13 protein-coding genes are annotated in these 13,724 nt (G+C 49.6%); 7 read left to right on the top strand and 6 right to left on the bottom strand.

The features are described from left to right. Genes GUA87_RS18315 through GUA87_RS05335 form a run of 6 tightly spaced genes read left to right on the top strand, consistent with a single transcriptional unit; the run spans nt 1 to nt 4,561 of the window. A complete protein-coding gene (locus tag GUA87_RS18315; RefSeq protein ID WP_193715828.1) occupies nt 1-144 on the top strand; it encodes a periplasmic nitrate reductase, NapE protein in 144 nt (47 codons plus the stop codon). Nucleotides 145-148: 4 nt separating this feature from the next. Further along, nucleotides 149-712 (top strand): ferredoxin-type protein NapF, encoded by a 564-nt coding sequence (locus tag GUA87_RS05315; RefSeq protein ID WP_193715458.1) that lies wholly within the window; start codon nt 149-151, stop codon nt 710-712. After that, nucleotides 712-951: a chaperone NapD gene (locus GUA87_RS05320; RefSeq protein WP_193715459.1), complete on the top strand. Its 240-nt coding sequence runs from the start codon at nt 712-714 to the stop codon at nt 949-951. Before GUA87_RS05315 ends, GUA87_RS05320 begins: the two co-directional genes overlap by 1 nt. A 36-nt stretch (nt 952-987) precedes the next feature. After that, nucleotides 988-3,489 (top strand): nitrate reductase catalytic subunit NapA, encoded by a 2,502-nt coding sequence (gene napA / locus GUA87_RS05325; protein WP_193715460.1) that lies wholly within the window; start codon nt 988-990, stop codon nt 3,487-3,489. A 2-nt stretch (nt 3,490-3,491) separates the two neighbouring features. Next, the gene (locus GUA87_RS05330) at nt 3,492-3,953 is read left to right on the top strand and encodes a nitrate reductase cytochrome c-type subunit (protein ID WP_193715461.1); all 462 of its coding nucleotides are present in this window, start codon (nt 3,492-3,494) and stop codon (nt 3,951-3,953) included. After that, nucleotides 3,950-4,561 carry a NapC/NirT family cytochrome c gene (locus GUA87_RS05335; protein ID WP_193715462.1) on the top strand — a complete coding sequence of 204 codons (612 nt, stop codon included), beginning with the start codon at nt 3,950-3,952 and terminating at the stop codon, nt 4,559-4,561. Before GUA87_RS05330 ends, GUA87_RS05335 begins: the two co-directional genes overlap by 4 nt. Nucleotides 4,562-4,614: 53 nt before the next feature. On the opposite strand, the gene GUA87_RS05340 is transcribed toward GUA87_RS05335, so the two are convergent. The 4 genes from GUA87_RS05340 to GUA87_RS05355 are packed head-to-tail and all read right to left on the bottom strand — an operon-like array spanning nt 4,615 to nt 9,515. Then, a complete protein-coding gene (locus tag GUA87_RS05340) occupies nt 4,615-5,163 on the bottom strand; it encodes a hypothetical protein (RefSeq protein WP_193715463.1) in 549 nt (182 codons plus the stop codon). 12 nt (nt 5,164-5,175) lie between these two features. After that, complete coding sequence (locus GUA87_RS18175) at nt 5,176-6,408, bottom strand: efflux RND transporter periplasmic adaptor subunit (RefSeq protein WP_321575874.1); 1,233 nt, start codon at nt 6,406-6,408, stop codon at nt 5,176-5,178. Between the two features lie 6 nt (nt 6,409-6,414). Next, nucleotides 6,415-8,808: an FtsX-like permease family protein gene (locus GUA87_RS05350; RefSeq protein WP_321575875.1), complete on the bottom strand. Its 2,394-nt coding sequence runs from the start codon at nt 8,806-8,808 to the stop codon at nt 6,415-6,417. Next, the gene (locus GUA87_RS05355) at nt 8,805-9,515 is read right to left on the bottom strand and encodes an ABC transporter ATP-binding protein (RefSeq protein ID WP_193715464.1); all 711 of its coding nucleotides are present in this window, start codon (nt 9,513-9,515) and stop codon (nt 8,805-8,807) included. Before GUA87_RS05355 ends, GUA87_RS05350 begins: the two co-directional genes overlap by 4 nt. Nucleotides 9,516-9,751: 236 nt before the next feature. On the opposite strand from GUA87_RS05355, the gene GUA87_RS05360 reads away from it, so the two are divergent. Further along, nucleotides 9,752-10,918, top strand: a complete 1,167-nt coding sequence (locus tag GUA87_RS05360) for a phytanoyl-CoA dioxygenase family protein (RefSeq protein WP_193715465.1) — start codon at nt 9,752-9,754, stop codon at nt 10,916-10,918. Nucleotides 10,919-11,103: 185 nt separating this feature from the next. Here the strand turns inward: GUA87_RS05360 and GUA87_RS05365 are convergent, their stop codons facing one another. Together GUA87_RS05365 and GUA87_RS05370 are read right to left on the bottom strand one after the other, a co-directional pair. Further along, a complete protein-coding gene (locus tag GUA87_RS05365; protein WP_193715466.1) occupies nt 11,104-11,688 on the bottom strand; it encodes an HD domain-containing protein in 585 nt (194 codons plus the stop codon). 125 nt (nt 11,689-11,813) lie between these two features. After that, a complete protein-coding gene (locus GUA87_RS05370) occupies nt 11,814-13,631 on the bottom strand; it encodes a hypothetical protein (protein ID WP_193715467.1) in 1,818 nt (605 codons plus the stop codon). Between the last annotated feature and the right edge of the window lie 93 nt (nt 13,632-13,724).

The raw sequence follows: 13,724 nt of genomic DNA on the forward strand, positions 1-13,724 counted from the left end.
ATGGAGAGAGAGAAAAGGAAAGAAGTTGGTTTATTTCTTTTCCTAGCTGCGATTCTAATTCCCGGGCTAACCGTTATGTTAGTTGGTGGGTACGGGTTTAGTATCTGGATAATGCAGATTTTGACAGGTCCGCCAGTGGGGTAGGGCCATGTCCCGGAGTAGCGAAATAGGGTATACACGTCGGGATCTGTTTATGAGATCTCGGGCGAATAAAACTGAACCTGCGCCTGTTATTACACATATCTTGCCTTGGGCAACAAGTGACGATATCGCCGACAAATGTACAGGTTGCGGCGATTGTGTTTCCGCCTGCCAAGAGCAAATCATCGTTCTTGCTTCAGCAAATTGCGCCTCTGTCAATTTTGATAAAGGGGAATGCACGTTTTGTGGTGATTGCGCGTCTGCCTGCAGTGAAGGTGTTTTCTGGGAAGAAGATATCCGCGCAGTAGAAAAACCGTGGCAAGGTCTTGCGACGGCTCACGATGGTTGTTTTGCGCATAAAGGTATCGTGTGTGAGGTCTGCAAAGACCAATGCCCTGAAGCGGCGATCAAATTCAGACCACAGCTGGGGGCTGTGGCCATTCCGGAAATTGAAGAAGAGAAATGTACCGCCTGCGGTGCATGTGTTGCGACCTGCCCAAGTCAGGCAATGAAGGTTCACTTCGCGGCACCTGTATCTGAGGCACATAAAGAGGAGGGAGCGAGCGCGTAATGGAGGAACAATTTTTCATTGCCAGCTACATCGCACATGTCAGGTCGGAGAATTTGTCTTCTGCCCTGATGAGTATTGCCGAGACACCATTTGCGGAAGTTCCGGCAACGGATGAGCAGAGCAAACTGGTTGTTGTTATTGATGCACCGACAGAAGGAGAACTTCTGGATACGGCGGAAAATATCCGCGGGTATGAGGGTGTGTTGTCGTTTTTACCTGTCTATCAACATGCCGAATAGGCGGCTGTCTGATACAGAAATATAAGGAAACTGAGCATGAAGTTTTCAAGAAGGGACTATATCAAGGCTAATGCTGCCACGATCGCTGCTGGGGTTGCAGGGATCAAGACAGCAGAAGCTGCAAATGTTGTGACAGACCGCGAAAAAACGGAACTGAAATGGTCGAAAGCGGCCTGCCGGTTCTGCGGTACGGGCTGTAGCGTCATGGTCGCAACCAAGAATAACAAAGTGGTCGCCACACATGGTGATATTCATTCAGAAGTGAACCGCGGCCTTAATTGCGTGAAAGGGTACTTCCTTTCCAAAATTCTTTACGGTGAAGATCGCCTGACAACACCATTGCTTCGCATGAAGGATGGCAAGTATGACAAAAATGGTGAATTTACACCGGTCAGCTGGGATGTCGCGCTGGATACCATGGCGGACAAGTTTCGCGATGCCATCAAGAAAAATGGTCCAAAATCCATTGGTATGTTTGGCTCAGGCCAGTGGACTGTTTGGGAAGGTTATGCTGCTTCCAAACTGATGAAAGCGGGTTTTGGCAGCAACAATATTGAGCCAAATGCGCGCCACTGTATGGCATCTGCGGTTGCGGGCTTCATGCGGACCTTTGGCATTGATGAGCCGATGGGTTGTTATGATGACATTGAGGCCACGGATACTTTTGTTCTTTGGGGATCCAACATGGCAGAGATGCACCCGATCCTCTGGACACGTGTGACAGACAGACGTTTGTCCGCACCGGATACAAAAGTTGTGGTTCTCTCAACCTATGAACATCGCTGCTATGATCTGGCAGATATGCCTATGACTTTTGCGCCGCAAACCGATTTGGCGATTGCCAACTTTATTGCCAATTACATCATTCAAAATGACATGGTCCATAAGGACTTTGTCGCCAAGCATGTGAATTTCCGCCGCGGTAACACAGATATTGGATATGGCCTGCGACCAGAGCATCCATTGGAGCAGAAGGCAGCCAATGCCGGTAAAGCTGGTGGCTCCAAACCTATGTCATTCGATGAGTTCAAAGAGTTCGTTTCAGATTACACAGCCGAGAAAGTCGCTGAACTTTCCGGTGTTCCAGCAGATAAACTGATTGAACTTGCAAAACTGTACGCGGATCCGGACCGGAAGGTAGTCTCTTTCTGGACTATGGGCGTGAACCAGCACACACGGGGTGTCTGGATGAACAACCTGATCTACAATATTCACCTTCTTACAGGCAAAATTGCGACACCGGGTAATTCACCTTTCTCACTAACCGGCCAGCCTTCTGCGTGCGGAACTGCCCGTGAGGTAGGTACTTTTGCCCACCGTCTGCCTGCAGACATGGTTGTGATGAAACCTGAACATCGGGCCTATGCGGAGAAAGTCTGGAAAATTCCCCCTGGTATTATTCCGCCAAAACCTGGCTATCACGCGGCGCTTCAAAACCGGATGCTGAAAGACGGCAAGATCAATGCTTACTGGGTGATGTGTAACAACAACATGCAGGCAGCGGCGAACCTGAACGAAGAAGGGTTCCCGGGGTATCGCAACCCAGAAGCCTTTATCGTGGTCTCGGACCCATATCCAACCGTAACAGCAGAAGCTGCGGACCTTATTCTGCCAACCGCTATGTGGGTGGAAAAAGAAGGTGCTTACGGTAACGCTGAGCGCCGGACACAGTTTTGGTATCAAATTGTGAAGCCACCTGAAGGGGCAAAATCCGACGTTTGGCAAATTGTTGAATTGTCAAAACGGTTTAAGACAGATGAGGTTTGGCCAAAAGAAGTTCTGGAAGAGTTTCCAGAATATAAAGGTAAAACCCTTTATGACGTTCTCTATGCCAACGGAACTGTGAACCGCTATTCCCTGGATGAATTGAACAAGGAATATGGCAACCACGAATCCGAACATTTCGGTTTCTACCTTCAAAAAGGTCTGTTTGAAGAATATGCCACATTTGGTCGCGGCAAAGCCCACGATCTGGCACCGTTCGACACCTATCACAAAGTCCGTGGTCTACGCTGGCCGGTTGTGGATGGCAAGGAAACCCGTTGGAGATACAAAGAGGGGTCTGATCCGTATGTAACGCCGGGATCCGACTTTGAGTTCTACGGTAAGCCAGACGGCCGCGCGATTATCTTTGCATTGCCTTATGAGCCCCCCGCAGAAGCCCCGGATGATGAGTATAATTTGTGGCTGTGTACCGGGCGTGTGTTGGAACACTGGCATTCAGGTTCCATGACGCAACGTGTACCTGAGCTCTATAAATCCTTCCCGGATGCGGTTGTGTATATGCATCCAGATGACGCATCCAAACGTGGCTTGCGCCGGGGTCAGGAAATTAAAGTTGTCTCTCGCCGTGGTGAAATTGTCAGCCGTATTGAAACACGGGGCCGCAACAAGGTGCCAAAGGGACTGATTTATGTGCCTTGGTTCGATGCCAGCCAGTTGATCAACAAGGTCACACTGGATGCGACAGATCCTATTTCCAAGCAGACGGACTACAAGAAATGTGCCGTTAAAGTTGTTCCAACAGGGAGGGCGTAATCATGAAGTTTAGATTTGCAGCTATTGCAGCCTCAATCCTGGTTGTTTCTATCTCAGGATTGGCAATTGCAGAAGGAACAGCAACACTTCGAGGCGGAACACCTATTCCGGAAGAAGCAGCAGCCCCTGCTTTTAGCAAGGTTGAAAACAAGGATTTGCGCCGGACAAGAAACTACCCGGAACAGCCACCAACCATCCCCCACAAAGTGCGGGACTATGAGGTGACGAAGAACGCAAATAAATGCATGTCTTGTCACAGCCGACGCCAGACAGGTGAAAGTCAGGCGCCAATGGTAAGCGTGACCCACTTTATGGATCGCGATTATCAGGTGCTCGCCACCATTTCGCCACGCCGGTATTTCTGTAACCAATGTCATGTGGTGCAGCAGGATGTAAAAGCCCCTGTCGTCAACGAATTTAAAGATGTTGAAGATGTACTGAAAAGTGAGGCGGACAAGAAATGACCAATCCAATTTCCAAAGGCTGGGGTTTGGTGAAGTCAATTTGGCATCGTGCCAATAAACCGGCCAAATATCTGTCCGTGGGGTTTCTGACCCTGGGTGGGTTTGTTGCAGGTGTTATGTTCTGGGGTGGTTTTAACACTGCCCTGGAGCTTACCAACACCGAAGCGTTCTGCATCAGCTGTCATGAGATGGAGCAAAATGTTTTTGCGGAGTTGAAGCCAACCATCCACTACTCCAACCGCTCTGGTGTTCGGGCAACTTGCCCCGATTGCCACGTGCCGCATAATTGGACTGATAAAATTGCCCGCAAAATGCAAGCCTCGAAAGAGGTTTATGGCAAGATCTTCGGTACAATCAGTACACGTGAGAAGTTCGAAGACCAGCGACGTCGTTTGGCAGGTCACGAATGGGACCGTCTGAAAGCCAACGATTCACTGGAATGCCGGAACTGTCACAGTGCTGAAAGCATGGATATCACCCAGCAAAGCAGCCGGGCGGCAACGGCTCACCAAACGTTCCTGTTTAAAGGTGAGAAGACCTGTATTGATTGCCATAAAGGCATTGCCCATGAGCTTCCGGATATGACAGGGGTTCCTGGCTGGAAATAAGGCCCGTTGGTCCAAGGAAAAGGCGGTAACCAGTTTAGTTGCCGCCTTTTTTGTTACTCTTGTTCAGGTGGGTGCCCGTAGTAGAGCCTTTTTGTCGGATCATAAACGGGATCGTGGTTAGCGGCTGCGAGGATCACCTCATAATCTGACATTTCAGGGGTGAAGGTATCGCCAACTTGTGCAAATGCCTTGTGATTGTCCAAAGGCTTTCGCAGGAGTTTGTTTTCGACACGCATAATTCCGTGAACAGGTCGGTTCCCCAGATACTCCATGCGTTTCATGCTGTTGTTTTTCCACACATTCAAACCCCGGTAATCGGGATCTATGTATAACCAACATGCTTCCAGGCTGTCGGGGTTATACATCTCAGGCACCCCGGCCAATTCGAACAGATGTTTGTGATAATTGGAATTCGGATGGCGTAAAGCACTGACCCCCATGAGCTTTTTGTCATCATTTATGGTGAATAACAGCATATCTGCCATAGGGACACCCCTTTGCAGATTTTCAATGGGAACTTCACCGCCTTTTGCGACCATGGCAATAAAGGCCCGCATCAGTCCCGGTGGACAGTCAATAGGTCTGATCGCGCGGGTTTCCATTCTTCATCTCCCCTAGTTGGCGTTTCTCGCCTTTACGGCTGTGCCATCCTCTATTTCCGGACCAGGGTAAAGGATAACCTTTTCACCTTCGTTAAGACCCTTTGTGATCTGCGCTCGTAAGCCGTTGTTATGGTTGATTTCCACAAGCTGCTGAGTGGCTTTGTTATTTTCATCGACTTTGAAAACCACCCAATTGCCCTGATCCCGAAAGAGGGCACTTGCCGGGATATTTAAGGCGGTATCGGATTGCCATACAATGATCCGGGTTTCTACCCGAAAGCCGTGCCCAAGGCTTGCCCGCTTTTCCAGAGGATCCGTAAATTGGATAATGGCTTTGACCCGTTGCTCTTCCACCCCAAGGGCAGAATATTTCGTATAACCCCATGGCTCAATCCGCTCCACAACACCGTGAAGCGGGGTCGGCTCTCCCCATTTCTCCACGAGAACTTTTTGCCCTTCGCGAACCTTGACGGCATCGGTGGAAAGAAGCTCCACGATAATCTCAAGGTCATTTTCGATATTGCCTATTTCCAGAATGGGGTCACCCGCCGCAACCGTGGTTTCGCTTTTCTGCATCACCCGCAAAATGCGCCCGGATACGGGTGCTTTTAGGGAGATGGCATTTTCTGCGGTCGGCTTTGAGGTAATTTCCGTAGATGTATCAGAAAAGCTAATGAGCCTTGCACGGGCGCGCTCAAGATCAGCTTCCCGCATGGAAATGGCAGCCTTGGAGGTATCCAGGGACGCCGTCGCGGTGCGCCAGACGCGCTTCGCCCGGTCCATTGCGGCTTGCGAAATATTACCCTTACCAAATAGCTTTTCAGCTCGCTCGAAATCCAGATCCGCAAGGTCTTTATCCGCCATGGCTTTGTTAAGGTCGGCGCGGGAGAGGCGAAGAGCGGCTTCTGCAGCGCTGACCGCGGCGCGGGCCTGCTCACGTGTTCGCACATCCAACGCGGATGGATTAAGGGGCAGCATACGGACAATAACAGTTTCGTCTCCGTTGACAGGGTCCCCTGGTTCCACATCAACGCGGAGCAATCGCCCCGCGATGGGGGCGGAGACCACATAAGCGTCTCTCACCCTTGTTTTGGCCTCTTCATTGATGGTAACCGTCATGGGCGATTTCTCGGTGACTGCCATATCCACTAACGCAGGTCTTGGCCAAAACGCATATGCAAGTGCGCCGCCTACTAGGACAACCAGCCCTGCGCTCATCCAGTAACGTGATCTTCTTTTTGCCACTCTAAATCACTCCCTCGTTTTTAAGGCGGATACCAGATCAAGGGTGTCGATATCCCGTTTGACAAGCCATCCGGACAAGATGGCGGCAATGACCACCGCCATTATTGCTGTTCCATAACTTGTCGGCCCGACTGTTGCCGGTACCTGATAGAGATCGGTGCTGAAACCGATCGCGATAGCTTTTGCCAAATAATTCCCAAACATTGCCCCAAGGGGCAGGGCAAGCACGGTAATGATACTCAGCTCCCCCAGCAGGACGAATGTCGCTTCGGCGCGGGTGAAGCCAATAACACGCAGACTTGCCAGATCCCGTGATCTTTCCGCAAAGGCAATCCGGGCACTGTTATAGACAATCCCGAAGGTGATAGTCCCCGCAATCAGCGCCATGACATAGCGCATGGCACCGGCTCCAGAATCAATAATTTTCTGGAACGCGGCGCGAGCTTGTTCTTTAAGGCTGACCCCTGCAACAGCTGGCATTTCTTTTAACTGTTGATAGATCTGATCGCTTTGCTTTTCGTCAATACGAAGGTAAGCCCCGTTCATACGGCCGGGTTCCTTTAACAAGCGGTTGAGGCTTTCTGTTTCCATAAAGGCGGGAGAGCCGAGCAAAGTATCTGCAATGGCGGCAACGGGAATTTCAACCGTTGGCCGCCTGCCTTCGCGAATATCTACGGTCAGAATTTCACCCGGGACAATATCCAGCTTCTCGGCAAGCGCTTTTGCCAGAATAATTCCCTTTTCCCGGATAAAGATGGGTTGTTGGTTCTTGTCGATAACCCGATTGAGTTCCGGATTGGCCTCAAGGCCATTGATGGCCCCGCGGTGGTAATGTGGCCCGTTTCGAAAGGTGGCGGAGACGACACGATAGGGCTCTACCATTGTCACCCCTGGAATTTGCGCCAACTCATAGGCCACTTTGTCGGATAAGGGTTCTACAAGCGTTACATTAACCTGACTGCGATCTATCACATTAAAGGTAACATCCACGGTGTGATTAAACCCTGACATGATACCAAGCATCCCAACGGAAAGGGACATGCCTGCGGCGATCCCGAGGATGGCAAGAAAGGCCCGCAAAGGCTGACGGATGATCCTCCGAACCACCATTCTGCTTGGCTGATCGAGTATTTTCTTGGTCAATGTTCCGAGTTTGGCACTTCGGCTGTAATCCGCCGGTGCGGGCGGGCGCATGGCAACTGCAGGGGTTAAGTTAAAGACCCGCCGCAAGACCAGAACACCTCCTGCAGATGCGGCAAGCACGCTTACAGCAATTCCAATAATGAAGGCTTTGGGATCCACGGTGAAGACAAGAAACGGGAACTTATAATAGATCTGAAAGATGCCCACGAAGCTACGCCCCGCAAGGACACCAAGGACACATCCAAGCAAGGCACCGCCAGTTGCAATGATCAGGATAAACTTAAAATAGTGGGCGCCGATTTCATATCCTGAATATCCAAAGGCCTTTAGAAGGCCGATCTGTTCCCGTTCAGATTCGATCATTCTTGTGATCACGATATTCAGCAAAAAGGCGGCAACAGCCAAAAATACAGGGGGCACAGCCCTGCTGGTGACCCGCTGACCATCTATTTCTTCCTGTATAAAGCGGTTTGAGACATGATCCTCCAGACCGTATGCACCCGTGCTGCCGTAAGGGTCCAGAATCAGATCAATCTTGTCTTCCACCGCTTCTGATTTGGCACCGCGGGTTAAGGAGACGATAGCCTCATTATAGGCTCCCTCCAGATCATAAGCGGCTTGCAGGGTCTTCTCGTTCATCCAAAGAACGGCAAAGCGGGCGTCATCGGGCATCATCTCACCCGGGGGTGCAGAATAGAGAAATTCAGGGGATTGTGCTGTACCAACGATTTCAAAGACCCGGCGGGATCCGTTCATGGTCGCAGATAGCGTATCCCCGGGACTTAAGTTATGGGCTACTGCAAATCCCTCCAGCAGGATCACCTCATCGGGGCGTGTCGGGTCCAGATATCGTCCACCGGACAAGTAAATATTATTTAATTTGGATTGCCGGTTTTCCGGCATGGATATGGTGGTACCGTGAAGAGAACTTGCAGATCCCGGCAGGTCAATACGGGCGATACCAGTGATGCGTCCTTCAACTGATGCCACCCCTTCAATCAGTTCAATATCATCCAGTGTATGCAGCGGGGCCCGTTTCACAGGAGCAAAGATGTCCGCCAGACGATATCGACTGTAATAGGTCTCTTTTGTGTTCTCCAGTGAGTTCACAAGACCATCTTCCATCACCAGTAAAAGAACCCCAAGGGCAATCACCAGACCAATGGCAACGGCCTGTCCCTTGATGCGCCAAAGATCTCGAAGCATCTTGCGATCCAAAGGCGAGAAAAAACTGGAGAGGAAGGTGGAGGTCTTCACCAGACAATATCCTCCGCCGCAAGTTTATGTGTGTTCACCTCTACTTCGCGAATACCACCGTCCGAAAAGCGAATGACGCGATCTGCCATTTCTGCAGTGGCCGCGGCATGGGTCACGATCATCACTGTGGTGCCCAGCTTTTCGTTCACATCTTGTAGGACACGCAGAACAGATCTGCCTGTTTCGCTATCAAGGGCGCCTGTGGGTTCGTCACAAAACAGAACCGTTGGTTTCTTGGCGATGGCGCGGGCAATGGCAACCCGCTGTTGTTCGCCGCCCGAAAGTTGCGCCGGAAAATGATGGGTGCGTGCTTTAAGGCCCACAAGTTCAAGTGCTTCAGCCGGATCGTAAGGATTGTCGGCAATCTCTGTCACCAGCTCCACATTTTCTTCTGCGGTGAGGCTGGGCATCAGGTTGTAGAACTGAAAAACAAATCCCACATGATGACGGCGATAGCGGGTGAGTTCTCCGTCATCCATATCGGTCAGGGTCTGATCGAAGAACTCAACCTTGCCTTCAGATGCGTGATCAAGACCACCCAAGATGTTCAAAAGCGTTGATTTACCGCTGCCAGAAGCCCCTAGAAGGACAACAAGCTCCCCCTTTGGAATTTCCAGATCAACGCCTCTCAAGGCATGAACCGCAGAGGCACCGCTACCATAGGTTTTGGTAAGGCCTGTTGTCTTAAACGCGAATTCCGATCCCATATTTGCGCCTTTCGGGGGATTGAATTACCTGCTCGATTGAATCATATCCAGTCCTCACGGGCAATTTTTTTAAGGGCAAAATTCCCTAATTGTTCCTTTTTGTGATATAAGATGTTTCTGAGGCCTTTAAATATAAAAAGTAAGTAAAATCAAAGGCCCTGAAAGTTCCTGCTGGTCTGTTATTGGATCTTGAATTTAGCCATGAAACGGGTGAACAGGTTGGAAAAGGGGGAAAAATGTCTGCAGACTATAAAAAGAATGAAGAACTATCCGCAGAACAACATGCTGAAGTTATGGCTGACTTCATCGCACAGGGTGAACAGAAAGCCATGGCATTGGGGAACCGGGGACCTGCCAGGTTTGATAAGGACGGTAACCTGCATCCGGAAATAATGGAAAAATACTGGGAATGCGGCTTTTATGTTTTTGAAAATTTCCTGTCAGAGGATGAACTGAGCGGTTTACGCGTGGCGGTGGACAGGCTTTTGGAAACTGCCCCTATAAATCCAGAGACGACCTTAAACAAGGCAGGGGATGTGGTTGATTTATCCGGCTACGCCAAGCCTCCCTTTAGGTATGCAAAACCCCTTAGTGATCCGCTTGGGGGAACAACTCAGAACAAAGGTCGTCACCCGGTTAAGATGCAACAGGTTCAGGTGGCAGAGGGCGCGCCTGATTACACAATCAACTTTCTCGATGGAACCTTGCATCTAATGGATGAAGCCTTGTGGTTGTACGGTCATCCGTCACTTCTCAAAATCGCTGAAGCCGTTACAGGGCCTGATTTTGTCCCGTACAATGAAGTTGCCTTTATCAAAGAGGCAGGTTTAGGACCAGCAGTTGCCTGGCATCAGGACGGCACAACCCATTGGAATGCAGCAGATTGGAATGAGGGGGCGCATGGGTTTAATTCCATGACGCAGCTCTATCCGTCTACGGCAGGAAACTGTGTCTGGGTCATTCCCGGTAGCCATAAATCGGGAAAAGTGGATATCCCTGCGCTGGTTGAAAAAAATGGCTCCGATAGGTTCGAAGAGGCGGTCCCCATGCTTTGTAAGGGCGGTGAAATGATCATCATGAACCGCCAGATTGTTCATGGGTCATATGCCAACAGCTCTCCCGCCCGTCGGGTCACCATGAATGCAGGTTTCTTCCCGCGGGAACGCATCCTGGACGTGACCACAGAAAAACTGAACGGTGATCTGGACACCTATACAGAGAAACGGGTGGAGGAAAGAAGCCGGATCATTCCACTGGCGGTCAGTGCCAGACAACAGCAATTCCCTGAAGAGGTGCCTTATGAATATGCGCCGCTTCAACGCTCCGAAGAAGATCTGGAGTGGAGCGATGAAAACCGCCGCAACATCCTGTTCAATTACAACAGGCAGGATATGTATATTTAGGGTTTTGCGTAATCCCCGTGATTGTAATAGGGGGAGGTATTGGGCTTGCTGCCCTGATCCGTTGTTTTACAGGCCGCTAATCCAAACACGACAATTATCAGCATAAGGTACTTCATAGTGTCACTCCGAGGGTGAGAGTATCTTATGCTGATGTAGGTAAGTTTAATTCAGTCTCAACAGCTCAGTTATTCAGCGGCCTTGTAAAGTGACCGTTTTGGGCGCTCCATCACATTTCTGACCATCGGTTCGAAGAACTCCAGGCTTTCTGGTTTGTAATCCGGGTCAAAGGCATTCTGGTCATATTTCTCGCAGAACTCAGCACAATCATCAAAATAAGGATGATCTTTGAAGGCATCGCGGGCGTTTCTGTCCAGGCCGATATGATGGAAGAAATAATAACCCTGAAAAATCCCGTGATGTTTCACAATCCAGTACAGCTTCTCGCTCAGGAACGGTTGCAGAATGGTTGCGGCAATATCCGCGTGGTTATAAGTGCCAAGCGTATCTCCAATATCGTGAAGCAGGGCCATCACCACATATTCTTCATCTCGACCATCCCGATATGCCAGTGTGGCGGACTGCAGGGAATGCTGTAGTCGGTCAATGGGAAAACCGCCAAAGTCGCCATCCAGCAATCTCAAATGATCCAGAACTCGGTTTGGAAGATCCTTTGAATAGGTTCTGAAATTATCGCCGATGATCTGCCAGTCTTCTGCTGTTCCGTTGTCCATGGCGGTAAATTGGGCTCTGTCCGCGCTCTCTTGGCTCATATCCATCCCTCTGTTTTTGTTATTTTAGGTTGGATATCAGTTTTGATTATTTTTAGGTGAATTACCAGCCTTTGCAGCGAAGAATTTTAAGTATCTGTTATGACTAGTGAAATTTTGAATAATGATTATTGAAGAATTTCAACAATCTTCAATTTTGGAAATTCTTTTTTCAGATACTTAACAAAAGACGGGTTCTTTCGCGGAAGCTGAATGCTGTCCGTGGTGTTTTGAAGCAGCAGGTGCAGTGCTTGTTGTTCTACCCGCTCGGTTGGGATTTCACTCAACACCACCTGATGGATAAATCGATATCCCAAACCTTCGTTGGCGATGTCTTTCAGGGAATCCTGAATAAGGATCTGATCTGCTGCAGGATTGAATAACGCTTGTTCAATGCGTTCAACCCTAATGGTGGGGGTGACAAGTACAGAAGCGCCCAGACGGTTTTGGTGTTTTGTGGAAGTGAGGGCGCGGCATCCTTTTTCTTCTGCCTTTTTCGCGGCCGTCTCCATAAGTTCTTCTGCCCCTTCGCCTATGAAAATGCTCACTGAGACAGAGCTTGTTTCCGGTTCAGGCAAGATGGTTTTCAGAAATTCGCTCACGATTTCTGTATGCCGCGATGGATCAGGCGCACAGACAGGGCGGAAGCTGGGCATTGAATTGATTTCAACAATGATTGCTCCGTTTTCCCAATAGGGTTGGCTGCAGTCAGGAGAGACAAAATCAACCCCGGCAATTTTCATATCCAGTGCGCGGCACGCATCTTCTGCAAGTTGCAGGTTTGCAGGGTGAATTTTTGCCAGAACATTCTCGCAATCCCCTCCCTCCTGCAGATTGGGGATGGGGTGCAGGACAACTTTTTCACCCGGGCGGGGGATGTATGTATAATCCAGACCCATACTCGCCAGCTGCCGGTCTTTTGCAGCTGATTTCTTAAGCTGCAAGAGCGTATAGCTTAGGCCCAATCGGTTTGGGTTGGACCGGTTTTCTATGTCCATAAGTTGTTCGATGGAGTGTTTACCATCCCCGACAACTGAAGGGCGCTTTCGGCTAACGGCGTAGCGGCATTTTCCACCAAGTACCATGAGCCGGTGGTCCTCACCATTACAGTATTTTTCTGCAATCACGCCCCCACCATCAGAGGAGGATATTTTAAAGGCCGCCCTCAGTTCCTCCTCGGTTTGGATGTCTAGCACAACGCCGTTTCCCCGCATCCCATCCAAGGGTTTTAACGCGAGCGGAAATCCGAGATTTTCTATAATCAAGGGGATTGCTCTTGCATCGGTCACAGCAAGGCTTTCTGAGGCTGGCAGGCCGGCAGACTTCAGTATTTGATGCGTGTGGAATTTATTACTTGTCAGCTTGTCAGAGAGGACCCCAACCAAATTTGAGAGTGTGCGGTTTAGAAATTGACGGTTTTTCCCGTAACCAAACTCCAGGACGACACTGAATTCGTTTAGGGGCCTGTAGGGAATACCCATATTCTTCGCAACTTCAATGAAATTGAGATTTCCGGAATCACCCCACATTCTCTCCAGCAGTTTATCCAGCGCTTTTAACACATTGCCGATTTGGGTCTCTTCGTCGCTTCTGCCTCTGGCAATAACCAGGAGCGTCTTAAGGAGCCGAATAACCAGAGAGGGCAAATCCGTTTCAATCGTAAAATGAGTTTTGTCCCCTTCACTTTCGTGCTGCCAGTTCAGGGTTCGATAGAGGCGCTGAGAGCAGTGTATGTTTATTGCTTCGACTGATTTGAGGAGTGCTTCACTTGGGTTTCTATACTGCTGGTTCTCTATTCCCAGCGGTAAAAGAAGGCGTTCTTTAATGCTGTTTTCTGCGGTTTCATTTAAACGTTCTGGGTCCGGAACAATTGATCCGGTGATAACAGGATTATCACTGATGACATTTGGGGCTGCCAATTGGCGTAATGTTGCAAGATTGAGCAAAACGGATCGCTTTTGTCTGGTGTTTTTCGGAATTCTTATTGAATTTCCTACAATGTAAACAAAAAATTCAGCATATTAGTCAATTAATATGCA

The sequence above is a fragment of the Sneathiella sp. P13V-1 genome (assembly GCF_015143595.1).
GTDB lineage: Bacteria > Pseudomonadota > Alphaproteobacteria > Sneathiellales > Sneathiellaceae > Sneathiella.